The sequence below is a fragment of the Micromonospora sp. R311 genome, from assembly GCF_056780015.1.
On the sequence record NZ_JBSWCE010000007.1, the window covers coordinates 110907 to 136059 of the forward strand.

General features: G+C 74.9%; 21 protein-coding genes, 2 pseudogenes and 1 riboswitch. Of the genes and pseudogenes, 12 read left to right on the forward strand and 11 right to left on the reverse strand.

Features of this window, described 5'->3' with window-relative positions; translation table 11 throughout:
• Positions 1-29: 29 nt before the first annotated feature.
• Positions 30-998, forward strand: a complete 969-nt coding sequence (locus AC1WTP_RS07970) for a Gfo/Idh/MocA family protein (protein WP_481648568.1) — start codon at positions 30-32, stop codon at positions 996-998.
• 150 nt (positions 999-1148) lie between these two features.
• Here the strand turns inward: AC1WTP_RS07970 and AC1WTP_RS07975 are convergent, their stop codons facing one another.
• The 3 genes from AC1WTP_RS07975 to AC1WTP_RS07985 all read right to left on the reverse strand — a co-directional run bounded on the left by AC1WTP_RS07975 (position 1149) and on the right by AC1WTP_RS07985 (position 3855).
• Entirely contained in the window at positions 1149-2153 is a 1005-nt protein-coding gene (locus tag AC1WTP_RS07975) for an inorganic phosphate transporter (protein WP_481648569.1), read from the reverse strand.
• 4 nt (positions 2154-2157) lie between these two features.
• A complete protein-coding gene (locus AC1WTP_RS07980) occupies positions 2158-2784 on the reverse strand; it encodes a DUF47 domain-containing protein (RefSeq protein WP_088996260.1) in 627 nt (208 codons plus the stop codon).
• Between the two features lie 129 nt (positions 2785-2913).
• A complete protein-coding gene (locus AC1WTP_RS07985; RefSeq protein ID WP_481648570.1) occupies positions 2914-3855 on the reverse strand; it encodes a PPK2 family polyphosphate kinase in 942 nt (313 codons plus the stop codon).
• A 205-nt stretch (positions 3856-4060) separates the two neighbouring features.
• Here AC1WTP_RS07985 and sigJ point away from each other — a divergent pair, with 205 nt between their 5' ends.
• On the forward strand, positions 4061-5026 hold the full coding sequence (sigJ, locus tag AC1WTP_RS07990; RefSeq protein WP_481648571.1) for an RNA polymerase sigma factor SigJ: 966 nt from the start codon (positions 4061-4063) through the stop codon (positions 5024-5026).
• Positions 5027-5082: 56 nt separating this feature from the next.
• On the opposite strand, the gene AC1WTP_RS07995 is transcribed toward sigJ, so the two are convergent.
• A complete protein-coding gene (locus tag AC1WTP_RS07995) occupies positions 5083-5589 on the reverse strand; it encodes a DUF402 domain-containing protein (RefSeq protein ID WP_447134191.1) in 507 nt (168 codons plus the stop codon).
• Between the two features lie 137 nt (positions 5590-5726).
• Here AC1WTP_RS07995 and AC1WTP_RS08000 point away from each other — a divergent pair.
• Both AC1WTP_RS08000 and AC1WTP_RS08005 read left to right on the forward strand, forming a co-directional pair.
• Positions 5727-7085, forward strand: a pseudogene (locus AC1WTP_RS08000) (ATP-dependent DNA helicase); the annotation flags it as partial.
• Between the two features lie 135 nt (positions 7086-7220).
• Positions 7221-7916 (forward strand): annotated as a pseudogene (locus AC1WTP_RS08005) (ATP-dependent DNA helicase); the annotation flags it as partial.
• A gap of 253 nt (positions 7917-8169) precedes the next feature.
• On the opposite strand, the gene AC1WTP_RS08010 reads toward AC1WTP_RS08005, so the two are convergent.
• The gene (locus tag AC1WTP_RS08010) at positions 8170-9522 is read right to left on the reverse strand and encodes an AI-2E family transporter (RefSeq protein ID WP_481648653.1); all 1353 of its coding nucleotides are present in this window, start codon (positions 9520-9522) and stop codon (positions 8170-8172) included.
• 105 nt (positions 9523-9627) lie between these two features.
• Between AC1WTP_RS08010 and AC1WTP_RS08015 the strand changes: the two genes are divergently transcribed.
• Positions 9628-9966: a GroES family chaperonin gene (locus AC1WTP_RS08015; protein WP_447134189.1), complete on the forward strand. Its 339-nt coding sequence runs from the start codon at positions 9628-9630 to the stop codon at positions 9964-9966.
• Positions 9967-10127: 161 nt separating this feature from the next.
• Positions 10128-10295 (forward strand): hypothetical protein, encoded by a 168-nt coding sequence (locus AC1WTP_RS08020; protein WP_481648572.1) that lies wholly within the window; start codon positions 10128-10130, stop codon positions 10293-10295.
• Between the two features lie 66 nt (positions 10296-10361).
• On the opposite strand, the gene AC1WTP_RS08025 is transcribed toward AC1WTP_RS08020, so the two are convergent.
• Positions 10362-11855: a PrsW family intramembrane metalloprotease gene (locus AC1WTP_RS08025; protein ID WP_481648573.1), complete on the reverse strand. Its 1494-nt coding sequence runs from the start codon at positions 11853-11855 to the stop codon at positions 10362-10364.
• Between the two features lie 23 nt (positions 11856-11878).
• Positions 11879-12000: riboswitch (SAM riboswitch) on the forward strand.
• A gap of 43 nt (positions 12001-12043) precedes the next feature.
• Between AC1WTP_RS08025 and AC1WTP_RS08030 the strand changes: the two genes are divergently transcribed.
• Entirely contained in the window at positions 12044-13306 is a 1263-nt protein-coding gene (locus AC1WTP_RS08030; protein ID WP_481648574.1) for an aminotransferase class V-fold PLP-dependent enzyme, read from the forward strand.
• A gap of 66 nt (positions 13307-13372) precedes the next feature.
• Here AC1WTP_RS08030 and AC1WTP_RS08035 read toward each other — a convergent pair whose 3' ends face one another.
• A complete protein-coding gene (locus AC1WTP_RS08035; RefSeq protein ID WP_481648654.1) occupies positions 13373-14629 on the reverse strand; it encodes an FUSC family protein in 1257 nt (418 codons plus the stop codon).
• Between the two features lie 73 nt (positions 14630-14702).
• Here AC1WTP_RS08035 and AC1WTP_RS08040 point away from each other — a divergent pair, with 73 nt between their 5' ends.
• Entirely contained in the window at positions 14703-15353 is a 651-nt protein-coding gene (locus AC1WTP_RS08040; RefSeq protein WP_481648575.1) for an HD domain-containing protein, read from the forward strand.
• Here the strand turns inward: AC1WTP_RS08040 and AC1WTP_RS08045 are convergent.
• Positions 15310-15609 carry a DUF4031 domain-containing protein gene (locus tag AC1WTP_RS08045; RefSeq protein ID WP_481648576.1) on the reverse strand — a complete coding sequence of 100 codons (300 nt, stop codon included), beginning with the start codon at positions 15607-15609 and terminating at the stop codon, positions 15310-15312. The genes AC1WTP_RS08040 and AC1WTP_RS08045 overlap by 44 nt on opposite strands.
• Before the next feature lie 66 nt (positions 15610-15675).
• Between AC1WTP_RS08045 and AC1WTP_RS08050 the strand changes: the two genes are divergently transcribed.
• The gene (locus AC1WTP_RS08050) at positions 15676-17076 is read left to right on the forward strand and encodes an FAD-binding oxidoreductase (RefSeq protein ID WP_481648577.1); all 1401 of its coding nucleotides are present in this window, start codon (positions 15676-15678) and stop codon (positions 17074-17076) included.
• Positions 17077-17108: 32 nt separating this feature from the next.
• Here the strand turns inward: AC1WTP_RS08050 and AC1WTP_RS08055 are convergent, their stop codons facing one another.
• A complete protein-coding gene (locus AC1WTP_RS08055) occupies positions 17109-17639 on the reverse strand; it encodes a hypothetical protein (RefSeq protein ID WP_481648578.1) in 531 nt (176 codons plus the stop codon).
• 83 nt (positions 17640-17722) lie between these two features.
• Positions 17723-19540, reverse strand: a complete 1818-nt coding sequence (locus AC1WTP_RS08060) for a glycerol-3-phosphate dehydrogenase/oxidase (protein ID WP_481648655.1) — start codon at positions 19538-19540, stop codon at positions 17723-17725.
• Positions 19541-19619: 79 nt separating this feature from the next.
• On the opposite strand from AC1WTP_RS08060, the gene AC1WTP_RS08065 reads away from it, so the two are divergent.
• The 3 genes from AC1WTP_RS08065 to AC1WTP_RS08075 all read left to right on the forward strand — a co-directional run bounded on the left by AC1WTP_RS08065 (position 19620) and on the right by AC1WTP_RS08075 (position 23423).
• Entirely contained in the window at positions 19620-22115 is a 2496-nt protein-coding gene (locus tag AC1WTP_RS08065) for a S8 family serine peptidase (protein ID WP_481648579.1), read from the forward strand.
• Positions 22116-22161: 46 nt separating this feature from the next.
• Positions 22162-23088, forward strand: a complete 927-nt coding sequence (locus AC1WTP_RS08070; RefSeq protein ID WP_481648580.1) for a GNAT family N-acetyltransferase — start codon at positions 22162-22164, stop codon at positions 23086-23088.
• An 86-nt stretch (positions 23089-23174) separates the two neighbouring features.
• Entirely contained in the window at positions 23175-23423 is a 249-nt protein-coding gene (locus AC1WTP_RS08075) for a hypothetical protein (RefSeq protein ID WP_481648581.1), read from the forward strand.
• Positions 23424-23480: 57 nt separating this feature from the next.
• Here AC1WTP_RS08075 and groL read toward each other — a convergent pair whose 3' ends face one another.
• Positions 23481-25103 carry a chaperonin GroEL gene (gene groL, locus AC1WTP_RS08080; protein ID WP_281571999.1) on the reverse strand — a complete coding sequence of 541 codons (1623 nt, stop codon included), beginning with the start codon at positions 25101-25103 and terminating at the stop codon, positions 23481-23483.
• Between the last annotated feature and the right edge of the window lie 50 nt (positions 25104-25153).

Consider the following 25153-nt stretch of genomic DNA (forward strand, 5'->3'; position numbering starts at 1 on the left):
GTGGGTTGATCTTCGCTAGCGTTGTCGGCATGACACGTTGGGGCATCCTGGCCACCGGACACATCGCCGGCCGCTTCGCCGAAGACCTCCGGCTGGTGCCGGGGGCGGAACTGGTCGCGGTCGGCTCGCGCACCGCCGAGAGCGCGGAGCGGTTCGCCCGGCGGCACGGCGTGCCGCGCGCGTACGGCTCCTGGCAGGAACTGGCCGCGGACGCCGACCTGGACGTGGTCTACGTGGCCACCCCGCACGCCGCGCACCACGAGGCGGCCTTGACCTGCCTCGGCGCCGGCCGGGCGGTGCTGCTGGAGAAGCCGTTCACCCTCGACCTGGCGACCAGCACCGAACTGGTCGACACGGCCCGGGCCGCCGGGGTCTTCCTGATGGAGGCCATGTGGATGCGGACGAACCCGATCGTCCGGCGGGTCTGCGAGCTGGTCGCCGACGGCGCGATCGGCACGGTGACCGGCGTGCAGGCCGACTTCGGCGTGGCCGGGCCGTTCCCGCCCGAGCACCGGATGCGGGCCCGCACCCTCGGCGGCGGCGCGCTGCTGGACCTCGGCGTCTACCCGGTGAGCCTGGCCCACCTGCTGCTCGGCGTGCCGCAGCACGTGCGGGCCTGGGCGAAGCTCAGCCCGGAGGGGGTGGACGAGAACACCGGCATCGTGCTCGGCTACGACTCGGGCGCGGTCGCCACGCTCAGCTGCGGCATGGTCGGGGTCACCCCGCTGGCCGCCGCGATCACCGGCACCACCGGGCGGATCGACCTGCCCGAGCCGTTCTACCGGCCCGGGTCGGTGACCCTGCACCGGGCCGGCGCGGAGCCGGAGACCATTCCGGCGGAACTGGCCGGCGGCGGCTACCAGCACGAGGCGATCGAGGTGCAGCGCTGCCTGGCCGACGGGCTGCTGGAGAGCCCGCTGGTGCCGCACTCGGCCACCCTCGAGGTGATGGCCCTGCTGGACACGATCCGGGCCCAGATCGGCGTCGACTACGCCTGAACCCGGCGGGGCGGCCGGCTCCCCGACGGGGCGGCCGGCTCCCGGGCGGGACGGCCGGGCCGGGCGGCCGGGCGGGGCGGCCGGCTCACCGGCGGGGCGGAGAACGCGGAGGGGCCCCGCCGTGCGGCGGGGCCCCTCGACGTCGGCCGGTCAGCTGAACAGCGGGCGGGCCAGCAGGTACATGAGCGCGCCGATGGTGCCGGCGGCCGGGAAGGTCAGCACCCACGCGCCGATGATGTTGCCGGCCACGCCCCAACGGACGGCGGAGAGCCGCTTGGTCGCGCCGACGCCCATGATCGCCGAGGTGATGGTGTGGGTGGTCGAGATCGGGGCACCCAGCACCAGCGCGTTGAAGTAGAGCACCGAGCTGGCCACGGTCTCGGCCGCAAAGCCCTCCGGCGGTCGCAGGTCGATGATCTTCCGGCCCAGGGTCCGGATGATCCGCCAGCCACCGGCGTAGGTGCCGGCGGCGAGCACCGCCGCCGAGGTCCAGAACGCCCACTCCGGGATGTGGCTCGGGCTGTCCTGGTAGCCGCCGACGTAGAGGGCGAGCACCACGATGCCGATGGTCTTGGCGGCGTCCTGCATGCCGTGACCGACCGACATGGCCGCCGCGGAGGCGGTCTGCGCCCAGCGGAAGCCCCGGTTGAGCTTGCCCGGATGCCCCTTCCGGAAGATCCACTGCACCGCGATCATGACGATGTAGCCGAGCAGGAAGCCGACCATCGGCGAGAGCACCATCGGGATGATGACGCTCTCCCCGATGCCGGTCCAGAGCACCGTGCCGGAGGCGGCGATGGTCGAGCCGACCAGGCCGCCGATCAGCGCGTGCGACGAGGACGACGGCAGACCGAAGTACCAGGTGATCAGGTTCCAGACGATGGCGCCGATCACGCCGGCGAAGACGATGCCGAGGCTCGCCGTGCCGGTGGGCAGCTTCACCAGCCCGCTGCCGACGGTCTTGGCCACCTCGGCGCCGAAGTGCGCGCCGATGAAGTTGCCGATGGCCGCCATGGCCAGGGCCACCCGGGGTGTCAGCGCCCGGGTGGAGATGCTGGTCGCGATCGCGTTGGCGGCGTCGTGGAAGCCGTTGGTGTAGTCGAACGCCAGGGCCACCGCGATCACCGCCAGCACGGCGATGAGTTCGGGACTCACAGGATCAGGACTCCTTGACCGCGATGGTCTCGACGGTGTTGGCCACGTGCTCGAAGGCGTCGCAGGCGGCCTCCAGCTCGTCGGCGACCTCCTTCATCTTCAGCACGGTCAGCGCGTCGTACTCGCCGGAGAAGAGCCGGACCAGCAGCATCCGGTACGCCTGGTCGCCGTCGTTCTCCAGCCGGTTGCACTCGATCCAGTAGTCCTCGAGGTCCTTCATCGACTTCAGCCGGGGCATCGCCTCGGCGGTCAGCTTCGCCTGCTGGTCCAGGACGTTGACCAGCTCGTGCATCTCGCGGGGCAGCGAGGGCAGCTTGGTCAGCCCGTAGAGGTAGAGCAGATTGCCGACCGCCTCGAGGTGGTCCATCACGTCGTCCAGCAGCGAGCCGAGCCGGTAGATGTCCTCCCGGTCGAACGGGGTGATGAAGGTGGAGTTGATCTTCTTGTACAGCTCGTGGGTGATCTGGTCGCTGTCGTGCTCCACCTCGGTGAGCCGTTCGCTGACCGACTGCACCTCGACCCCGGGCAGAGCCAGCTCGTTGAGCAGCTCGGTACCCCGCACCAGGTTCTGCGCGGCCCTGGTGAAGAGCTCGTAGAAAGCGCCCTCGTTCGGGCGGAAGGAAAACTTCACAGCACGGACCTCGTCGTGTCGGTGGAAGGGTGGCGGCCGCCCCGAGGGGTGCCCGCCTGGGAATGCTAGGAAACGGCAGAACCGCGAATGCGCCGGCCCACCCCCGGCCAGGCCGCATTCATCGTTCGTTCACCTGCCGTTCACCTGCGGCGATCCCTCAGATCCCAGCAGCCGCTCCCGTTCGTGCCGCACGTCGAAACCGGCTGGCGGATACCCGAGTTGGAGTGTGTCGAACGTCTCCCGGAGCAGGTGCGCCAACGCCCAGTCCCGGTACCACTTGCGATCGGCCGGCACCACGTACCAGGGGGCCGCCGCCGTGCCGCAGCGGCTCAACGCCTCCGCGTACGCGGCCTGGTAGTCGTCCCAACGGGCTCGGGCGTCGACGTCGGCCGGGTTGTACTTCCAGTGCTTGCGCGGGTCGGCCAGCCGGTCCAGCAGCCGCTCACCCTGCTCCGCGTACGAGATGTGCAGCATCACCTTGACCAGGGTCACCCCGGCGCCGGCCAGCTCCCGCTCGAAGGCGTTGATCTCGTCGTACCGGGCCTGCCAGACCGGTTCCGGCACCAGCGACTCCACCCGGGCGACCAGCACGTCCTCGTAGTGCGAGCGGTTGAAGATCCCCACGTACCCGGGCGGCGGCAGCGCGCGGCGGATCCGCCACAGGAAGTCGTGCCGCAACTCCTCGGCGGTGGGCGGGCCGAAGGAGCGGATGTGCAGGCCCAGCGGGTTCATTGCGCCGGCGACCCGCTTGATCGCGCCGTCCTTGCCGCCGCAGTCCATCGCCTGGAGCACCAGCAGCAGCCGGTGCCCGGCGCCCGCCGGCCGGACCGTGGCGTCGGCGAAGATCATCTCCTGCTGCCGGCCCAGCTCCGCGCCGACCAGCTCGACCTGGCCCCGGGCCCAGCCCCTGCGGTGCTCGCCGGTCACCTCCGGCCCGGGCAGCCCCGGGGTCGACCGGGGATCGATCGACCCCAGCTCGACCGGCCCGCCCGGCGCCGCCCGCAGCAGCTTCCGCATCCCGCCGCCCCCCGGCGCGACGACCTCACCCTCCACGTCCGCACCCGCGCTCATCCCCGGATCATCACCCACCCCCGCGGCCGGCGCCCGCCGAGCGGCGTCCAGCTCATGGACCACCCGCCTACGGTGGGCGGAACAGGCTGGTTCGTACCCTTCGCGGGCACCCCGCCCGGAACTGCCCGGCGGGCGCGTGACGCGCGGGCCGGGTGGCGCGGGAGAATGTGCGCGGTCGGCGGGGACGGTCCGGGAGGGGGCACGGGTGCGGGATCTGGCGACGGAGTTCGAAGCCGAGCGGGGGCGGCTGCTGGCGGTCGCGTACCGGATGCTGGGCAGCCGAAGCGAGGCCGAGGACGCCGTGCAGGAGACCTGGCTGCGGTACGCGGGCGCGCTCGCCGATCCGGCCGCCCGCGCCGAGATCGGTCACCTCGGCGCCTGGCTGACCACCACCTGCGCCCGGATCTGCCTCGACGTGCTCCGGTCCGCCCGGGTCCGCCGGGAGGCGTACCCCGGCCAGTGGCTGCCGGAGCCGGTGGTGACCCCGCTCGGCCAGGGGCCGAGCGCCGACGGCTACGCGCCGGACCCGGCCGAGCGGGCGGTCCGCACCGAGCAGGTCGGCACCGCCCTGATGGTGGTGCTGGAGCGGCTCGGGCCGGAGCAGCGGGTCGCCTTCGTGCTGCACGACGTCTTCGCCCTGCCGTTCGCCCGGGTCGCCGAGGTGCTCGGCATCACCGAGGTGGCGGCCCGCCAGCTGGCCTCCCGGGCCCGGCGCGCGGTCAACGCGCCGGACGTGCCCCGGCACACGGCGGACCCCGCCGAGCAGCGGCGGGTGCTCGCCGCGTTCGTGGCCGCCGCCGAGTCGGGTGAGCTGGCCGAGCTGGTCAAGGTGCTCGCCCCGGACGTGGTGCTGCTCGGCGACAGCGGCGGCCACTTCCCGGCGGCCCGCCGTCCGGTCGTCGGCGCGGACGCGGTGGCCCGGTTCACCCGGGGCCTCTTCGGCCGCGCCGGCCGCTACGCCGGCACCCTGCGGGCCCGCCCGGTGCTGGTCGACGGGGCGCTCGGGTTGCAGCTGGAGACCGTGTACTCCGACGGCCGCCCGCTGCGGCTGGTGGTCGCGCTGGCGGTGCACGAGGGCCGGGTGACCGGGATCTTCAACCAGCTCAACCCGGAGAAGGTGGCCGACCTGCCGTCGCTCGGCCCGGACGACACCTGGCCGCCCCGCTGGTGACGCCGGCCGCCCGGCTGGTCGCGGCCGGCGGCGACGGGCGGCGTGGGGCCGCCGGCTCAGACCACCAGGGCCAGCCACTTCCGGTACGAGGTGGCGAACGGCTCGGTGCCGTCGCCGAGCGCGCCGAAGAGCCAGCGGGCGGCGGCCTCCGCCTCGGCGACCACGTCGTCCGGATAGCCGAACCGGGCCCGGTGCTCGGCGAACTCGTCCTCGTCGCGAAGCTCGACCGCCCCGGTGGCGCGCCGGCGCACCACGTCCAGGTCGAGGTCGATCAGGTGGACGGTGTCGTCGTTCTCCCAGCGGGCCGGGCTGGCGATGTCGCAGTAGACCTCGCTGGTCCGCGGGGGCGGGTTGAACATGCCGGTCCACCAGGCGTGGTGCGGCACCAGGAGCACGAACGGGATCTGCTCCACCGACGGCCGGCCGTGGTAGACGGACTTGGTGCCGGCGGTCACCCCGAGCCAGACGCCGAGGTCGTCCTCGGTCAGCCGACGGGCCGGGTAGTCGCGGTGGGCGCTGCCGTCGTACTTGCGGTAGATCACGCGGACCACGTCGCTCGGCATGAGTCGCACCCTAACCGATACCGCCCAGGCGTCGTCGCACGGGAAGTAACCGGACGCCCTCGGAGAGTCCGTACCGTTACCTCGCCACGGGGCGGATCCCCCCGGCCGCTGTCGGCGCGGACCGGTACCGTCGCACGGTGACCCCGCCCCGCACCGCCGCCGGTTCCGCCGTACCGTCGACCCGCGCCGGCGGCCGGCGCCGGAGCGGGCGGCCGAGCGCCACCGAGCTGCTCGCCGCCGCGGTGGGCGCGGTCCCCGGCGGGGCCGCCCGACCCGGGCAGCAGCAGATGGCGGCGGCGATCGAGGAGTGCGTCGAGGCCCGCGAACACCTGCTGGTGCAGGCCGGCACCGGCACCGGCAAGTCGCTGGCCTACCTGACGCCGGCGCTCACCGTGGACGGGCCCGTGGTGGTCTCCACCGCCACCCTGGCGTTGCAGTCCCAGCTGGTCGACCACGACCTGCCCCGGCTGGCGGACGCGGTCACCCCGCTGCTCGGCCGGCGACCCACCTTCGCGGTGCTCAAGGGGCGGCACCACTACCTCTGCCTGGCCCGGCTGGACAACTCCACCGAGGAGGAGCCGGAGGACACCCTCTTCGACGCCCCGGCGCCGCGCCCCGGAGGCGGCGGCACCCGGTGGCTCGGCGAGGCGGGGCGGCTGGGCAAGCAGATCCAGCGCCTGCGCGACTGGGCGACGGAGACCGACACGGGTGACCGGGACGAGCTGGACCCGGGCGTCGACGACCAGGCCTGGCGGCTGGTCTCGATGCCGGCCCGGGAGTGCGTCGGGGCGTCCCGCTGCCCGTTCGGCACCGAGTGTTTCGCCGAGGCGTCCCGGGCCCGCGCCCGGGAGGCGGACATCGTGGTCACCAACCACAGCCTGCTCGCGGTGGACATGCTCGCCGGCCGGCAGATCGTGCCGCCGCACAAGCTCCTCGTCGTCGACGAGGCGCACGAGCTGGCCGACCGGGTCTCCTCGGCGGCCCAGGCCGAGCTGGTGCCGGAGCTGATCGACCGGTCCACCCGGCGGGCCCGTCCACTGCTGCGGCCGGAGACCGCCGACGCGCTCACCGCGGCCGGCGACGCCCTGGCGGTGGGGCTCGCCGAGGCTCCCGCCGGGCGGATCACCACCGGCCTGCCCGGCCCGCTGCGCGAGGCGTGCACCCTGCTCGACTCGGCCACCCGCGCGGCGCTCGACGCGATCGGCGACATCAAGGCCGACGACCCCGACCCGGTGCGCAAGCAGCAGGCCAAGGCCGTGCTCGACGAGCTCAACGGCACGGCGCAGCGGCTGCTGGAGGAGGCCGACCACGACGTCGCCTGGGTGGAGAAGAACGACAACAGCGGTCGCCGCGCGCTGGTGGTCGCGCCCCTCTCGGTCGCCGGCACCCTCGCCACCCACCTGTACGAGGACCGCACCGTGGTCGCCACCTCGGCGACGCTGGCGCTGGGCGGCCGGTTCGACACGGTGGCCCGGGCGCTGGGGCTGGACGCCCCGCCGCCGTCGCCACCGTCACCGGCCGCCGCGGCCCTCGCCACCTCGACCGGACGCTCCGGCCGGGGGGCCGCCACGGGCGGCGCGGCGGACGGCGGGCCGGCCCGGTCGGGGCCGCCCGCGCAGGCGGCGGAGGCCGCGAGCGGTCCAGTGGCCGGCGGGCCGGGCTGGCGGGCGTTGGACGTCGGTTCGCCGTTCGACTACGCCCGGCAGGGCATCCTCTACGTCGCCGCGCACCTGCCCCGGCCCAGCGTCTCCGGCCTGCCCGACGCGGCCGGCGAGGAACTGCTCGCGCTGGTCGGCGCGCTCGGCGGCCGTACGCTCGGGCTCTTCTCCTCGCGGCGGGCCGCGCAGCAGGCGGCGGAGCTGGTGCGGGCGCGGACCGACCTGCCGGTGCTGTTGCAGGGCGAGGAGGCGCTGCCGCTGCTGGTCCGCCGGTTCCGCGAGGAGCGCTCCAGCTGCCTGTTCGGAGTGATGTCGCTCTGGCAGGGGGTGGACGTGCCGGGCGACGCGTGCCAGCTGGTGGTCATCGACCGGCTGCCCTTCCCCCGCCCCGACGAGCCGCTGGCCGCCGCCCGGGCCGCCGCCGTGGACGCCAACGGCGGGTCCGGTTTCGCCGCGGTCAGCGTGCCGATCGCCGCGGTCCGGCTGGCACAGGGCGTCGGCCGGTTGATCCGGGCGCACGGCGACCGGGGCGTGGTGGCGGTGCTCGACTCCCGGCTGGAGACGGCCCGCGGCTACGGCCCGTTCCTGCGCCGCTCGCTCCCGCCGTTCTGGTACACCACCCGTTCCGACGTCGCCCGCGGCGCCCTCGAACGCCTCGCCAAGTCCTGACTCCGAACCCCGCGCCGCGCCGTCCGGCGTCGCGCCCGAAGATCCGCGCAACATCAGGGAAAGAGTGGTCTCCCGGGCGCGGGAGGCCACTCTTTCAGGGAAATTGCGCGGATCTTGAGGAGCGGGTGACGGCGCGCGGGTGCGCCGGCGCATCGAGCGTGCGAGGCGCGAGTGCGGGGTGCGGGTGCGGGGTGCGGGTGCGGGGTGCGGGTGCGGGGTGCGGGTGCGGGGTGCGGGTGGGAGGCGCGGGGGGTCAGGGGGCGTGGGAGGCGACGACCACGGCGTCGGGCGGGGTGTCCGGGACGGTACGGGCGGCGAGCCGGCGGACCGCGGTGTTCAGCACGGCGATCAGCGGCACCGAGACGAGCGCCCCGGTGATCCCGGCGAGGACCACCCCGGCGGCGATACCGATGATCACCGCGAGCGGGTGGATGGCCACCGCCCGGCCCATGATCAGCGGCTGGAGCACGTGCCCCTCCAGCTGCTGCACCCCGATCACGGCGCCCAGGATGATCAGCGCGGTTACCGGGCCGCTGTCGACGAGCGCGACCAGCACCGCGACGCCGCCGGAGAGGGTGGCGCCGACGATCGGGATGAACGCCCCGAGGAAGACCAGCGCGGCGAGCGGGAAGGCGAACGGGATGTCGAAGATGACCAGGAAGATGCCGATGCCGACGGCGTCGATGAAGGCGACCAGCACGGTCGCCCGCACGTAGGCGACCAGGGTCCCCCAGGCCGCCCGGCCGGCGTCGTCGACCTTCCAGCGCGCCGCCACCGGCAGCAACCGGACCAGGAAACGCCAGATTTTGTTGCCATCACGGAGGAAGAAGAAGGTCGCGAAGAGCACCAGCAGGGTGCCGGTGAGCACCTCGGCCAGGGTGGCCGCGGTGGAGAGCGCACCGCTGGTGAACTTCTCCGTGTTGTTGTTGATCCACTGCTGCCCCTCGTCGATGTAGCGGTCGAGTTGACCGTCGGAGAGGTGCAGCGGGCCGGTCTTCAGCCAGTTCTGGATCTGCCGGACCCCCTGCGAGGACTTCTCGCTGAGCTCCGGCACGCCCTGGATGAACTCGTTCACCACCAGGGTCAGCGTGCCGATCACCGCGGCCAGCCCGCCGACCAGCACCACCGCGGTCGCCAGCGACCGGGGCAGCCGGGCCCGCAGCAGCCAGCCGACCGCGGGCGCGAGGAGCGCGGAGAGCAGCAGCGCGACGGCGAGCGGGATGATCACGATCCGGATGGTGCCGACGATCTTCAGCAGCGCCCAGGCCACGGCGCCGATCACGATCAGCCGCCAGGACCAGGCGGCGGCGATCCGCAGCGCGTGCGGTACGTCGGCGTCGTCCCGGCTGGAGGTGGAGGTGTGCATCGCGCCCGGCGGCTCCGCCCCGACCACCGTCGCCGACGCCGGGGCGGCCGGTCCGGGCGCGGCCGGGGTGGCCACCTCGGCCGGTTCGGGAACCGCCGTGGGCCTGGTCCGGTCGGAGCGCACCGATTCGCGTCTCGACTCGTACGCGCGGCGGAGCCGTCCGCGTACCCGCTCGAAGCGGCTCAAGCGCACCTCCTGACAGAAGAACCGGCCCGTCCACGGCGTCAGGTCGCACAGGATACGCCTGACCACGTCACCGTAGGGCAGTTCCGCCACCCAGTGCCCCGGCGTCAGGCGGCGTAACCACCGGCGGCCGGCCGACCCGGACACGGTAGCGTCTCCGGCGTGACCGCCGACCAGAATCTCGACTCCGGCCTGCCGATCCGGCTGCTGCACGACCGCGTGCTGGTGCGGATGGAGGGGAGCGAGGGCGAGCGCCGCTCGACCGCCGGCATCGTGATCCCCGCGACGGCCGCCATGGGCAAGCGGCTGGCCTGGGCCACCGCGGTCGGGGTGGGGCCGAACGTCCGCTCCATCGTCTCCGGCGACCGGGTGCTCTTCGACCCCGACGACCGTTCCGAGGTCGAACTGCACGGCCGCGGCTACGTGCTGCTGCGCGAGCGTGACGTGCACGCCGTCGCCGCCGAGCGGGTGGAGAACGACTCCACCGGCCTCTACCTCTGACCAGGCCCGCCCGCCGCCCGTTCCGCCGGCCCTGCCCGCGTCGGCCACGCCGCTGACGGCGCCGGCGACGCCGGACGCGATCGCGCCGCCGACGCCACCGGGCTCGTTTGTACCGCCCCCCGCCGGGAAGCCAGCCGCACCACCGGCCCTGGGGAGGGACGATGCCGGAACTGGTGAAGAAGCTGTTGCTCTGGGGCTTCGTCGCGTTCCTGATCTACTTCATGGCGTTCCGGCCGGAGGGCGCGGCGGAGATGTTCAAGTCGATCGGGGCCGCGCTGATGGCCATGTTCCAGGGCTTCGGTGACTTCCTCACCAGCCTGATGACCTGACCGGCCCGGCGCCGCCCGGCCCGCCGCCGTGGGACCGGCCGGCCGGGGCGCCGCCCGGCGCCGGCGTCAGGGGTGCCCGGACGGCCACGGCGCGGCCGGCCGCGGGCCGTGCCAGCCGGGCGGGCCGTAGCCGGCCGGGAAGACCGGGGGCGGCGGCGGGGCCAGCACCACCGGGATCGGCACCACCGGCTCGTCGGGCGCCTCCACCGGCCGCTGGGAGCCGTCCGGGAAGCGCAGGTGGTAGCGGTGCCCGTCCCAGACCCCGGCCGGGGCCTGCGGATCCCTTCCCACGAAGAACGCCCGGTACGCGCTGATCGCGTCGAGCAGCTCCCGTTCCTCCCGCGCGGTCCGTTCCCGGTCCACCGGCCGGCGGTCCAGGCCGCGTAGCGCACCGTCGCGCAGCAGCGCCAACCGGGTCGCCGCGAACTGGTAGCCGCGCATCGCCTTCACCCCGGCGTCGCCGGCCACCCGGCGGGCCCACACCCGGGCCGCGTGCCGGCGCCCGAGGCTGCTCAGCGCCGCCACCTCCGGCGGGGTGAGCCAGCCGGCGCGGACGTAGTCGGGCAGGGTGCGCTCGGTGAGCCGCCCCTCCCAGGAGCGCAGCCACACCGCCAGACCGACCATGCCGAAGAAGATCGGCACCATCACCCCGATGAAGCCGTACAGCATGATCAGCGCCTGGCCGGTGGCCTGGGTGAGGGTCGGCAGCAGGTTCCAGGTGCCGTGCAGCATCATCGCCAGCAGCAGGCCGGCGATCGGGGCGAGGAAGCGGACCCGCCGGTCCGCCGTCCGGGCGGCGATGCCCAGGCCGACCCCGGTCATCGAGGTGAACAGCGGGTGGGCGAAGCCGAAGAGCAGGATCCGGACGATGAAGATCGCGATGACCTGCTGCGCCCCGGTCGCCGGGCCGTACCGTTCCACGCCCGTCGCGTAGCCGTAGCCGCCCAGGTAGAGAATGTTCTCCACCATCGCGAAGCCGATCGCGGAGAGCCCGCAGTAGACCAGGCCGTCGGTGATCCCGGACCACTCCCGGCGCCGGAACACCAGCAGCAGGATCGGCCCGAGCGCCTTGGTCAGTTCCTCGATGAACGGCGCGACCAGCACCCCGGTGAGCGCGGTCGGCAGGCCCTGGTCGGTGAAGAGACCGGCGGAGAGTTCGTTCACGGTCAGCGAGGCGGCCGTGGAGACGAACGCCCCCCAGGCGAAACAGAAGATCAGGTACTTGAGCGGTTCCGGTTCGTACCGGTCGAGCCAGAGGAAGCAGGCCACCAGCACCGGCACCGGCAGGATCGCGGCCACCACGCCGATCAGCAGCGCCTCGGCGCCGAGGCTCTCGCCCAGCGTGAAGACCATGAAGACCGCACAGGCGGCGATGAGCAGGACCACCATGGCCAGCACGAGGAACCGCCGCCAGCCCAGCCGGCGCAGCGGCATCCCGGGGGCGCGGCCGGGCACGACGGCGACGGCGGGCGCGGTGGGCGACGGCGGCTGCGGTGCGCCGGGCGGGGTGTCGGCCATGCGGTCAGCGTAGTCATCCCCGGCCCGCTGGTCCGGGCGCATCGGCGGCCGCTATGCTGCCGACAGGTCACGAGCGCCAGCGTCAAGCCCCGGCTTGCTGGCCGGCAACCCTCGTCGAGGTTCGCGGTGGGGTGCCCCGGGTGATGACCGGGCCCGGCCCGATCCGCGTGCCGGGCAAGCGCGGACCCCGCCCTGCGCCCGCCGGGGTCCCTGGACCCGGAGGTCGTGCCATGACCGTCACCCTCGTACCCCCGTCGCACCGCACCCCGACCGCGCTCCCGCCGGCCCGGCTGGACGTGCTCGGCGTGCCGGGCGAGATCAACCTGGACTACGCGGCCACCGCGCCGTGCGCGCGGGCCGCGGCCGACGCCGTGGCCGAGCTGCTCCCCTGGTACGCCAGCGTGCACCGCGGCGCCGGGGCGCTGTCGCGCCGCTGCACGCTCGCCTACGAGCGGGCCCGGCAGACCGTCGGCGACTTCTTCGGCGCCCGCACCGACGACCACGTGGTCTTCACCCGCAACACCACCGACGCGCTGAACCTGCTGGCCCGGGCGCTGCCGGCCGGGACCACGGTGGTGACCTTCGCCGGCGAGCACCACGCCAACCTGCTGCCCTGGCCCCGCGGCTCGGTCCGGCTGCCGGTGCCGGCCGGCCCGGGCGAGGCGGTCCGCGCGCTGGACGCCGCCCTCGGCGAGCTGCGCCGGGACGCCAGCCCCGCCCTGCCGGTGCTGGTCGCGGTGACCGGGGCGAGCAACGTGACCGGGGAGCGCTGGCCGGTGGCCGAGCTGGCCCGGATCGCCCGGCGGCACCACGCCCGGATCGCGGTGGACGCCGCGCAGCTCGCCCCGCACGCCCCGGTGGACCTGCTCGCTCTCGACGTGGACTACCTCGCGGTCTCCGGGCACAAGCTGTACGCCCCGTTCGGCGCCGGGGTGCTGATCGGCCGGGGCGACTGGCTGGACGCCGCACCGCCGTACCTGGCCGGCGGGGGCGCGACCAGCCACGTCGGGGCGGCCACCCACGACGTACGGTGGGCGACCGGCCCGGCGCGGCACGAGGCGGGCACCCCGAACCTGCTCGGCGCGGTGGCCCTGGCGGCGGTCTGCGACGCCCTCGCCGACGCCGACCGGGCCGCGCTGCATCACCGGGAGCAGGAGCTGCTGGCCCGGCTGCGGGACGGCATCGCGGCGCTGCCGCACGTGGTGGAGCTGCGCACCTTCGGCCCGGAGGCGCCGCGGGTCGGCATCGTGTCGTTCGTGGTGGCCGGCCGGGACTCCGCGGCGGTCGCGGCCGATCTCGCCCGGGAGCACCGCATCGGCGTCCGCGACGGCCTCTTCTGCGCCCATCCGCTGGCCCGCCGGCTGCTCGGCGAGGCGGCGACCCGCAGCGGACGGCGGGACCTGCCGCCGACCGCCCTGCGGGCCAGCATCGGCCTGGGCAGCACGGCCGGGCACGTGGACGCCCTGCTCGCCGCGCTGGCCACCCTCGGCTGAGCCGCGACCGCCCACCGGCGCCCGCCACCGGGCCCGACTCCCGGCGGCGGGGCAGCGGGCGTCGGGTCAGCCCAACGGCGGGGCGGTCGGTGGTTTCGGGGCGGGCTCCGGCTCGGTCTCGCCGGTGGCCTGGTCCCGGTCGCCGAAGGACTGCCGGACCAACCGGTTCGCGTCCTCCTGGCTGATGCCGGAGGCCACCATCAGGTCGCTGGCGGCGGTACGCACCTGGGCGATCACCACGCTGCCGGAGAAGCCGACGCCCTCGGCGTACGCCCGGCCGGCCTCGCTGACCGCACGCAGCGAGCGTTCCCGGGCCTTCTGCGGCTCCTCCCCGGCGGCGAACTCCTGCTTGAGCAGCCGGACCGACTCGGCGAGGTGGGCGACCGCGTCCGGCATCGGCTCCGGCACCGGCTCCTCGTCCTCGATCAGGGTGACCGCCCGGCGGATCAGGGTGCCGCTGTTGCGCATCGCCCGGTCGATCGGGTCGGCCGCCTCGGCGTAGTGGGTGAGCTCGTCGCGCCGGTGCCAGCGGGCCGGCGAGAGGGTGACGGTCTCCTTCGCCCCCTCGATCGCCTCGGTGAAGGTGGCCAGCTCCTCCTTGTTGTTGCGGAGCCGCTCCAGCGCCCGCTGGACCCGCTCACGGTCCCGGTCGCGCAGTCCCTCGGCGGTGGTGTCCAACTGGGCGGCGAGCAGGTCCAGCGCGGGCCGGGCGGCCCGGTTGATCACGCGTAGCGGGTTGAGCGGCAGCAGGATCGCGGTCACCAGCAGGGCGATCCCGCCACCGACGAACGCGTCCACGAACCGGGGTATCTCCAGGTTCTCGGTGGTCGGGCTCAGGGTGACGATCAGCACCGCGGTGGCGGCGGCCTGGATGACGATGCCCACGCTCGCGCCGGCGAAGACCGTCAGGATGACGGCCAGCGTGACCACCAGCCCGAGCTGCCACGGTCCGGTGCCGAGCAGGTAGATCAGGAAGTCGCCGAGGGCGACGCCGATCGCCACGCCGATGATCAGCTCGACGGTCCGGCGGAACCGCTGCCCCACCGAGACCGCGAGCGTGCCCACCGCGGAGATCGGGGCGAAGACCGGCTGCGGGTTGCCCAGCAACTCGTGCGCCGCCAGCCAGGACAACCCGGCGGCCACGCCGGCCTGCAGGGCCAGTCCCATCGCCAACCGCACCCGGTGCAGCCGGTCGTGCAGGGTGGCCTTGCTGCGGTGCCGCAGCTCCTCCATGGCCTCCTGCACCCGCGGCGCGTCCGGGTCTTCTCTCCGCCGGTGCAACACGACCCGGCGCAGCAGCGAGCGGGTTCGGTGCCGGGACATGGGCATGGCCGGGACTACCCGGAGCATCGCGGGTGAATCCTCGCCTTCGGCGATCTGCGGCAGACTCGTCCGGGTGGCGGAACTGATCGACCGGTGGCGGGCGGCGGCGCGGGGCTCCGGGGTGCTCGACGGCCCGGCGCTGACCGCGGCCGGGGAGGAACTGCTGGCCCGCTGGCGGGAGCCGCACCGGCGCTACCACACGCCGCGGCACCTGACCGCGGTGCTGGACGTCGTGGACGCGTACGCGACGCTGGCCGGCCGGCCCGACCTGGTCCGCCTGGCCGCCTGGTGCCACGACGCGGTCTACGACCCCCGCGCCCCGGGGGACGCCAACGAACGGAACAGCGCCGCGCTGGCCGGGGCCCTGCTCACCGGGCTCGGGCTGCCGGCCGGCGCGGTGGCCGAGGTCCGCCGGCTGGTGCTGCTCACCGCCGGGCACGCGGTGGACCCGGCCGACGCCGACGGGGCCCTGCTCTGCGACGCCGACCTGGCCGTCCTGGCCACGCCGCCGCCGACGTACGACGCCTACGCCGCCGCGGTCCGCCGGGAGTACGCACACGTGCCCGAGCCGGCGTTCCGGGCCGGGCGGGCCCGGGTGCTCACCGGCCTGCTGGCCCTGCCGGCGCTGTTCCGGCTGCCCCCGCTGGCCCGCCGCTGGGAGGCCGCCGCCCGGGCGAACCTCACCCGCGAGCTGGCCGCGCTGACCGGCCCGGAGCCGACCTGACCAGGTGCTTCGGCCGGCGCAAACCGGCCGCGCGGAGCAGCCGCACCAGTTCCCGGCTCGGCACCACCCGGGCGCCCAGCCAGACCGCCGCCGCGAACCGCTCGGCCGGGATGTCATAGTGGTCGCGGTCGAACCCGCGGCGCGGCACGCCCAGCATCTCGGCGAAGACGTGCAGCTCGGCGAGGGAGACGTCGCTGACCAGATGCGACCAGAGCCGCCCGCGCCACGGCCAGCCGGGCCGGTCCAGATACAGCATGGCGGCCAATCTAACCCGCTCCGGGCCGGTTGATGATCGCCCGACGGCGACCGTAGCCTTCCCCGCATGGCCGGTTCCCCCCTGCTCGACGACCTGCGGGCCGCGCTCGGCGACGACGCGGTGCTGACCGACCCGGACCTGCTCCGGATGCACGAGCGGGACGAGGCCGATCTCTGCGCCGCCGGCACGCCGCTGGTGGTCACCCGGCCGCGCAGCACCGAGCAGGTGGCCGCGGTGGTCCGGGCGGCCGCCCGGCACGGCGTACCGGTGGTGCCCCAGGGGGCGCGGACCGGGCTGGCGGGCGCGGCGAACGCGGTCGACGGCGCGGTGGTGCTGAGCACGGTCGCGCTGGACGCCATCCTGGAGATCGACCCGGTGAGCCGGATCGCGGTGCTCCAGCCGGGGGTGGTCAACGCCACACTGGCCGCCGCGGTGGCCGAGCAGGGCCTCTGGTACCCGCCCGACCCGGGCTCCTGGGAGTCCTCCACCATCGGCGGCAACGTCGCCACCAACGCGGGCGGCATGTGCTGCGTCAAGTACGGCGTCACCACCGAGTACGTGCTCGGCCTGGAGGTGGTGCTCGCCTCCGGCGAGGTGCTGCGCACCGGCCGGCGTACCGCCAAGGGAGTCGCCGGCTACGACCTCACCCGGCTCTTCGTCGGCTCGGAGGGCACCCTCGGGATCATCACCGAGGTGACCGTGGCGCTGCGCCCCGCGCCGGCCGGGTCGCTGACCCTGGTCGCGGTCTTCCCCTCCACCGCGGCGGCCGGCGACGCGGTGGCCGGGATCGCCGCCCGGGGCCTCTCCCCCAGCCTGCTGGAACTGCTCGACCAGACCCACCTGCGGGCCATCGAGGCGTACCGGCCGATGGGACTGCGCACCGACGCCCAGGCGCTGCTGCTGGCCGCCGCCGACACCGGCGCCCGGGCCGCCGACGACCTGGCCGCGCTGGCCGAGGTGTGCGCGGCGGCCGGCGCCGACGAGGTCTACGCGGCCACCGACACGGTGGAGGCGGCGGCGCTGTTGCAGGCCCGCCGGCTGGCCCATCCGGCGATGGAGAAGTTCGCCGCGGACGCCTTCCCGGCCGGCAACGGAGGGCTGGTCATCGACGACGTGGCGGTGCCCCGCGGGTCGTTGGCCGCGCTGCTGGACGGGGTGGCCCGGATCGCGGCCGAGTGCGAGGTGCCGATCGGCGTGGTCGGGCACGCGGGGGACGGCAACATGCACCCGAACATCGTGGTCGACCGGGCCGACCCGGCGAGCCTGGAACGCGGCCGGCGCGCCTTCGACGAGATCATGCGGCTCGGCCTGGAGCTGGGCGGCACCTGCACCGGCGAGCACGGGGTGGGCCTGCTCAAGCGGGACTGGCTGGCCCGCGAGATCGGCCCGGTGGGCGTCCGGGTGCACCAGGCGGTCAAGGCCGCGCTCGACCCGACCGGCCTGCTGAACCCCGGCAAGGTGCTCTGACCCCTCACGGTGCCCGCGCCGGCGGGCGCCGGTCAGGCCGTGGGCTCGGCGGGGGTGGCCTGGGTGAGCAGCAGCAGGATCTCGTACCCGACCAGCGGCTGCTCCTCGCCCGGGCAGTCCTGGGTGGTGATCGTGCCGACCGAGGTGAGCAGGCTGGAGGTGAGCGCGTCGATGCAGCTCACCCGGTACTGCCGGGCCTGGTCGGTCTCCTGGGGCAGTCGTGGATCGTCGAGCAGCACCCGGAGCCGTTGCACCTGCTCGGCGTTGAGCGCGCCCGCCGAGGTCACCCCGTCACCGGCGCAGTCGACGCACTCCCACCGGCCGTCCGGCTCCACGTTGAGCGTGCGCAGCGGGCCGCCGGAGCCGAGCTTCTGCAACAGGGTGACCTGGCCCTTGCCGATCGTCGCCGCGCCGCCCAGCCCGGGCTGCGCCGGTGCCGAGTCGGCCGGCCGGGCCGCCGGCTCGTCGTCGGCGTTGCCGGGCAGCGAGCAGCCGGCGAGGCTGACGGCCAGCAGCGCGGCGACGGAGAGCGAAACCAGACATGACCGGAATACGGGAACCACGCGCCGCAACCTACCCCACCGTAGGTAGCGCCGGATACCCGCCGAGCGGACCAATCGTTACGTAACGTTACCGGCCGGTTCGGTCACCGCGACGACGAGGGGACTTCGGCCGCGTCCCCGCCGGGTCCCCGGTCGGCGACGAAGCCGCGGACGTCGGGCGCACCCAGCCGGGCCGCGTCGGCGGCCACGTCGTCCGGCATCTCCTGGGACTGCCGCTCGGCGGCCACCCGGGCGCGGTAGTGCTCCACCTCGCGGGCCCGGGTCGCGGCGTCCCAGCCGAGCACCCCGCCCATCAGTTCGGCGGCGTGCTCGGCCGACTCCAGGCCCCGGTGGCTGGTCTCGAAGGAGATCCGGGTTCGGCGGGTGAGCACGTCCTCCAGGTGCAGCGCGCCCTCGGCCCGCGCCGCGTAGGTCACCTCGGCGGCCAGGTACTCCGGCGCGCCGGCCAGCGGAGAGGCGAGCAGCGGGTCGGCGTCGATCAGCGCGAGCAGGTCCAGGGTGAGGGTGCCGTAGCGCTCCAGCAGGTGCTCGACCACGCCGACCGGGACGCCGTGCCGGCGGGCCAGGTCGGCGCGGTCCCGCCACATCGCGGCGTAGCCGTCCGCGCCGAGCAGCGGCAGGTCGGCGGTGCGCGACGGGCGTGCGCCGCCGAGCCGGCGGGCGGCCCGGTCCACCACGTCCGAGGCCATCACCCGGTACGTCGTGTACTTGCCGCCGGCGACCAGCAGCAGCCCCAGCATCGGCTCGAAGACCGCGTGCTCCCGGGACAGCTTGGAGGTGGAGTCGGCCTCGCCGGCCAGCAGCGGTCGCAGCCCGGCGTAGACGCCCTCGATGTCGTCCCGGGTGAGCGGCCGGTCCAGCACCGCGTTGACCTGCTGGAGCAGGTAGTCGATGTCCCGGGCGGAGGCGGCCGGGTGGGAGCGGTCGAGCCGCCAGTCGGTGTCCGTGGTGCCGATGATCCAGTGCCCGCCCCACGGGATGACGAAGAGCACGCTGGTCGCGGTACGCAGGATCAGCCCGGTCTCGCCGGTGATCGCCGAACGGGGCACCACCAGGTGCACGCCCTTGGAGGCGCGTACCCGGATGCCGGGGCGCAGCCCGACGTCGTTGAGCATCCGCGACATGTCGTCGCTCCACACCCCGGTCGCGGCGATGACGGTGCGGGCGTGGACCTCGAACTCGGCGTCCGGTGAACCGGCGGGCGCCTCCAGATCGCGCACCCGGACCCCGGTCACCTCGCGGGCCTGCCGGATCAAGCCGACTGCCCGCGCGCTGCTCACCACGGTCGCTCCCAGGCTGGCCGCGGTGCGGGCCAGGGTGACCACCAGCCGGGCGTCGTCGACCTGCCCGTCGTAGTAGCGGATGGCACCGGCCAGCCCGTCGGGTTTCAGGCTGGGGAAGATTCGGCGCGCCCCCTCCCGGGTCAGGTGGCGGTGCAGCGGCATGCCCCGGCCGCCACCGAAGACGCCGGCGAAGGCGTCGTAGGTGGCCACGCCGGCGCCGTAGTAGGAGCGGCGGAAGAGCCGGCCCGGCAGGTCGCGTACGCCCCGGCCGGCGGGGAGCGGGACCAGGAACGGGACCGGACGGACCAGGTGCGGCGCGAGCCGGGTGGCGAGCAGGCCGCGCTCGGTGAGCGCCTCGTGGACCAGGTGGAACTCCAGCTGCTCCAGGTAGCGCAGCCCGCCGTGGATCAGCTTGCTGGACCGGCTGGAGGTGCCGGCGGCGTAGTCGCGGGCCTCCACCAGGGCCACCTTCAGCCCGCGGGAGGCGGCGTCCAGGGCGGCGCCGGCACCGGTCACGCCACCCCCGATGACCAGCACGTCGAACCGCTCGGCCCGGAGCCGGCGCAGGTCGTCGACGCGGCGCTCCGGGGAGAGCTGGCCGGCGACGGATCGGGACACGTTCGGGTCGCGCACCCGTCCACCGTAACCGTCGTGGCCGTGGGACGGCAGGCGACGTCCGGGCCGTACTGTCTGGGGAATGGAGGTCGGCCCCCCGTCACCCACCGGTCCGTACGTGCCACCGCCCCCGCCCCCGCCGGCGCCGCCCCGGCCCGGCCCCTGGCCGGTGGTGGCGGCCGCGCTGGCCGGCTGCTGGATCGTCGGCTGCGCGGTGCCCGCCCAGGCCGGCGGGTGGCTGGCCGACCAGGTGCTGCTGGCCAGCGGGCTGGACCGGGTGGTCTGGCTCTGGCCGGCGGTGGGCCTGTCGACCGTCCTGCTGGTCGGCACGCCCGCGCTGCTGCTGGCGCTGCTGCCCCGCTCGGCGGCGGTCCGCACCGCCGGCCGCGCCTGGCTGGCCGGGGTGCTGGTGCTCGCCGCGCTCGGGCTGCTCCGCGCCATCCCCCCGGTGCACCACGAGGTATACCTCGCGGCGCTCGCCGGCGCCGCCGCGCTGGCCGCCGCCGTGCTGGCCCGGCTGGGCCGCCGGCGACGCCCGGGAAGCGGCCCGCCACCGACGGGCTCCGCTGGCGTCCCGGTTCGGACGGGACCCGAGGCGGCGGGAGCCGCCGGGCGACACCGGCCGGGTCCGGTCACGCTGCTCGCGGCGGCCGCCGGGCTGGCCCTGCTGCTGCCCTGGGTCTGGCTGGGCGCGCTCGGCGGGCCCTTGGAGACCGTGCTCGCCGCACTGGCGGCGGCCACCGTCGGCGCGCTGGCCGGGACACTGCTGGACGCCGGGTTCTGGGCCCCCTTCGCGGTCGGCGAGCCGCCCCGGCCGGCCCGGCTGGTGCTGGTCGGCGGGCTGGTCGCCGGGGTGGCGCTGCTGCTCGTGGCCGCCGGGGTCGGCCAGTCCGGGGCGCAGTTGCCGCTGCTGCTGACCCTGCCGCCGGCCGGCTTCGCGCTGGCCGCCCTCCAGGCGGCGGCCCGCCGCCCGGGCGTCGGCCGGGCCACCGACCGCGCCCCGGCCGGCTGGCTGGTCGGGCTCACCGTGCTCGGCCCGCTGGCCTTCACCGACCCGGAAGAGATCACCCTGATCCTCGCCGACACCCGCGACGTGCCGTTCTGGGTGGCGGCCGCCGCCGGCGCGGGACTCGCCGTCGCGGCCCTGCTCGCCGTCGCGTACGGGGTGCTGCTGGCCCGGGGTCGCACGCCGAGCCGGCGGGTGGCCGCGGTGGCCGCGGTGACCCTGCTGGTGGCGACCGGGGTGGTCGCCGCCGGCCCCGGCCAGCCCGGCCTGCACGGCGAGCGGCTGCTGGTGGTGCTGCGCGAGCAGGCCGACCTGACCGGGTTGCCGGCCGGTACCCCCGGCCGGGCCGGCCGGGACGCCCGGGCGGCCGAGGTCTACCGGCGGCTGGTCGCCACCGCCGACCGGAGCCAGGCCGGCCTGCGCCGGGACCTGCGCCGGCTCCGGCTGCCGCACACCCCGTACTACCTGGTGAACGCGGTGGAGGTGGCCGGCGGACCGGCGGTGCGGGCCTGGCTCGCCGGCCGTCCGGAAGTGGACCGGGTGCTGGTCAGCCAGCGGCTGCGACCGTTGCCGGCGCCGGCCGGGGTCAGCCGCGGCACCGCCCCCGCCCCCACCGGTCCGGAGTGGAACATCCGGATGATCGGCGCGGACCGGGTCTGGTCGCGGCTCGGGGTCGACGGCTCCGGCGTCGTGGTGGGCAGTTCCGACTCCGGGGTGGACGGCGGGCACCCGGCGCTGGCCGGCGGCTTCCGGGGCGGCGACGACTCCTGGTACGACCCGTGGAACGGCAGCCGGGCCCCGGCCGACCGGGGCGGGCACGGCACCCACACGGTGGGCAGCGCGGTGGGCCGGGGCGGCGTCGGGGTGGCCCCCGGCGCGCAGTGGGTGGGCTGCGTCAACCTCGACCGCAACCTCGGCAACCCGGCCCACTACCTGGACTGCCTCCAGTTCATGCTGGCGCCGTTCCCGCCCGGCGGGGACCCGTTCACCGACGGGCGCCCGGCCCGGGCGCCGGACATCCTGACCAACTCGTGGGGCTGCCCGGCGATCGAGGGCTGCGACCCCCGGGTGCTCCGGCCGGCCACCCGGGCGCTGGACGCCGCCGGCATCCTGGTGGTGGCCGCGGCCGGCAACACCGGTCCGTACTGCGGGTCGATCGACGACCCGCCCGCGCCGTACCCGGAGGTGCTGACCGTGGGGGCGGTGGACCGGCAGCGGTGGGTCACCAGCTTCTCCTCGCGCGGTCCGGCGCCCGGTGACGTGGCCAAGCCGGACCTGGTGGCACCGGGCGCCGGGGTCGTCTCCGCGATGCCCGGCGGCGGGTACGCCCGGCTCGACGGCACCTCGATGGCCACCCCGCAGGTGGCCGGCGTGGTGGCGCTGATGTGGTCGGCGAACCCGGCGCTCGTCGGCGACCTGCCCCGGACCCGGCAGATCCTGCGCGACACGGCCACCCCGGCCACCGCCAGCCACCCCTCCGGCGACCCGGCGGACGCCTGCGGGGGCGACCGGAACATCACCGGCGCCGGTCTGGTCGACGCGTACGCCGCCGTCCGCGCCGCCCGGTCCTGAGCGACCCTTGCGCGCACCGGTACCCGATGATCTAGGGTCGGCCACCATGGACGCCGAGATCGTCGAGCTGACCGCCGACCGGGCGCCGGCGGTGGTGCAGTTGTGCCGCCGGGCGCTGGACCTGCCGGAGGACGCGGCCGAGGCCGCCGAGATCGTGGCCGCGCTCTGGACCCGGGCCGCCGCGGACCGGCCGGTGGTCGCGCTGGGCGCGTACCGGGACGGGGCGCTGGTCGGAGTGCTGATCTGCTCGGTCGCCACCGACCCGCGGCTCGGGCACGTGGACCTGGTGGCGGTCGAGCCGGGCGCGCGGCGCCGGGGCCTCGGGCGGGCGCTGCTCGGGCACGCCGAGCGGACGCTCGCCGGGCTGGGCGCGGCCGAGGTGCTGCTGGCCGGGAACCCGCCCTACTACGCCTGGCCCGGCATCGACGTGCGGTACACCCCGGCGGTCTGCGCCGCGCTGGCGCTCGGGTACCGGCAGGACCGGACGGCGTGGAACATGACCGCCGACCTGTCCTCCGAGGAGTCGCCGGCGCTGCGGTCGACGGAGGCCGCCGAGCGGCGGCTGGCCGGCCAGGGCGTCACGGTACGCCGGGCCGGGCCGGCGGACCTGCCGGCGCTGACCGCGTTCGCCCGGTCCACCTTCGGCGGCACCTGGGACGCGGAGTTGCTCGGCTCGGTCGGCCGGGACGCAGCGGGCTGCCACCTGGCGGAGCGGGACGGCGAGGTGCTCGGCTTCGCCGCCTACGGATCGAGTCGGCCGAGCTGGTTCGGGCCGATGGGCACCGCCCCGGCGGCCGAGGGCTCCGGGATCGGCGGGGTGCTGCTCCGCCGCTGCCTGCGCGACCAGCGGACGGCCGGGCTCGACGCGGCACAGATCGGCTGGGTGGGGCCGGTGCCGTTCTACTCGGGCAGCGCGGGCGCCCGGATCGAGCGGGTCTTCTTCCTGTACCGCAGGTCGCTCGGAGCCCAATAAAGGGCGAATGGGATATAGATCCCGATAGCGCCATTCACCCGCAGCGCTGACCGGCGCCTCCTACCGTTTCGGTAGAGGAGGCAGCCATGACCACGGACGACGAACATACCGACGACGTCCAGCCCGTCACCTGGAAGCCGGTCGGCGAACTCCCCGGGCAACTGCCGTTCGACCGGCTCGACTACGGCGACGCCGAGCAACTGGCGGAGATGGCCGGCGCCGAGCAGCAGGCGGAGATCGAGGAACCGCTGGAGATGGTCGACGCGCCGATCCAGCTCCGCCCGCCGTACGACCGGGCACAGAAGCGGCGCAACCAGCGCCCGTTGCCCACCTGACGACGAACGGGGCGGACCGCTGACGCGGCCCGCCCCGTTACTGCGTCGGAACCGGACTCAGAAGTCCATGTCCCCGCCACCCGGACCAGCCGGGGCGGCCGGGGTCTTCTCCGGCTTGTCCGCCACGACGGCCTCGGTGGTGAGGAACAGCGCCGCGATCGACGACGCGTTCTGCAGCGCCGAGCGGGTCACCTTGGCCGGGTCGATGATGCCCGCGGCCAGCAGGTCCACGTACTCGCCGTTGGCGGCGTTGAGGCCGTGGCCCGCCTCCAGGTTGCGGACGTGCTCGACGACCACGCCGCCCTCGAGGCCGGCGTTGACGGCGATCTGCCGCAGCGGGGCGTCCAGCGCAATCTTGACGATCTGCGCGCCGGTCGCCTCGTCACCGGTGAGGTCCAGCTTGTCGAAGGCGGTCTTGCCGGCCTGCACCAGCGCGACACCACCACCGGGGACGATGCCCTCCTCGACGGCGGCCTTCGCGTTGCGCACCGCGTCCTCGATGCGGTGCTTGCGCTCCTTCAGCTCGACCTCGGTGGCCGCGCCGACCTTGATCACCGCGACGCCACCGGCCAGCTTGGCCAGCCGCTCCTGCAGCTTCTCCCGGTCGTAGTCGGAGTCGCTCTTGTCGATCTCGGCCCGGATCTGGTTCACCCGGCCCTGGATCTGCTCGGCGTCACCGGCACCGTCGACGATCGTGGTCTCGTCCTTGGTCACCACGACCTTGCGGGCCCGGCCCAGCATGTCGAGGCCGGTCGCGTCGAGCTTGAGGCCGACCTCCTCGCTGATGACCTGGCCACCGGTGAGGATGGCGATGTCGGTGAGCATGGCCTTGCGGCGGTCACCGAAGCCCGGCGCCTTGACGGCGACCGACTTGAAGGTGCCCCGGACCTTGTTGACCACCAGGGTGGCCAGGGCCTCGCCCTCCAGGTCCTCGGCGATGATCAGCAGCGGCTTGCCCGACTGCATGACCTTCTCGAGGATCGGGAGCAGGTCCTTCACCGACGAGATCTTGCTGTTGACGATCAGGATGTACGGGTCGTCGAAGACGGCCTCCATACGCTCCGGGTCGGTCATGAAGTACGCGGAGATGTAGCCCTTGTCGAAGCGCATACCCTCGGTGAGCTCCAGCTCCAGGCCGAAGGTGTTGCTCTCCTCGACGGTGATGACGCCTTCCTTGCCGACCTTGTCCATCGCCTCGGCGATGATCTCGCCGACGCTGGTGTCACCAGCCGAGATGGAGGCGGTGGAGGCGATCTGCTCCTTGGTCTCCACGTCCTTGGCGAGCTTGAGCAGCTCCTCCGAGACGCTGGCCACGGCGGCCTCGATGCCCCGCTTCAGGGCCATCGGGTTGGCGCCGGCGGCCACGTTGCGCAGGCCCTCACGAACCAGGGCCTGGGCCAGGACGGTCGCCGTCGTCGTGCCGTCACCGGCGACGTCGTCGGTCTTCTTCGCGACCTCCTTGACCAGCTCGGCGCCGATCTTCTCGTACGGGTCCTCGAGCTCGATCTCCTTGGCGATGCTCACACCATCGTTGGTGATGGTGGGGGCACCCCACTTCTTTTCGAGCACGACGTTGCGGCCCTTGGGGCCGAGGGTCACCTTCACGGCGTCGGCGAGCTGGTTCATGCCCCGCTCGAGGCCGCGGCGCGCCTCTTCGTCGAACGCGATCATCTTGGCCATACGGCGTTGTCCTCCTGGACACTCACGGGCCACCCGAGTGTGTGTCCCGG

Coding starts and splice junctions, on each gene's coding strand:
- AC1WTP_RS07970 (WP_481648568.1), top strand. CDS start 30: ATGACACGTTGGGGCATCCTGGCCACCGGACACATCGCCGGCCGCTTC.
- AC1WTP_RS07985 (WP_481648570.1), bottom strand. CDS start 3,855: ATGAGCGCGGGTGCGGACGTGGAGGGTGAGGTCGTCGCGCCGGGGGGC.
- AC1WTP_RS07995 (WP_447134191.1), bottom strand. CDS start 5,589: ATGCCGAGCGACGTGGTCCGCGTGATCTACCGCAAGTACGACGGCAGC.
- AC1WTP_RS08020 (WP_481648572.1), top strand. CDS start 10,128: ATGCCGGAACTGGTGAAGAAGCTGTTGCTCTGGGGCTTCGTCGCGTTC.
- AC1WTP_RS08025 (WP_481648573.1), bottom strand. CDS start 11,855: ATGCGCCCGGACCAGCGGGCCGGGGATGACTACGCTGACCGCATGGCC.
- AC1WTP_RS08030 (WP_481648574.1), top strand. CDS start 12,044: ATGACCGTCACCCTCGTACCCCCGTCGCACCGCACCCCGACCGCGCTC.
- AC1WTP_RS08035 (WP_481648654.1), bottom strand. CDS start 14,629: ATGTCCCGGCACCGAACCCGCTCGCTGCTGCGCCGGGTCGTGTTGCAC.
- AC1WTP_RS08045 (WP_481648576.1), bottom strand. CDS start 15,609: ATGCTGTATCTGGACCGGCCCGGCTGGCCGTGGCGCGGGCGGCTCTGG.
- AC1WTP_RS08050 (WP_481648577.1), top strand. CDS start 15,676: ATGGCCGGTTCCCCCCTGCTCGACGACCTGCGGGCCGCGCTCGGCGAC.
- AC1WTP_RS08065 (WP_481648579.1), top strand. CDS start 19,620: ATGGAGGTCGGCCCCCCGTCACCCACCGGTCCGTACGTGCCACCGCCC.
- AC1WTP_RS08070 (WP_481648580.1), top strand. CDS start 22,162: ATGGACGCCGAGATCGTCGAGCTGACCGCCGACCGGGCGCCGGCGGTG.
- AC1WTP_RS08075 (WP_481648581.1), top strand. CDS start 23,175: ATGACCACGGACGACGAACATACCGACGACGTCCAGCCCGTCACCTGG.
- groL (WP_281571999.1), bottom strand. CDS start 25,103: ATGGCCAAGATGATCGCGTTCGACGAAGAGGCGCGCCGCGGCCTCGAG.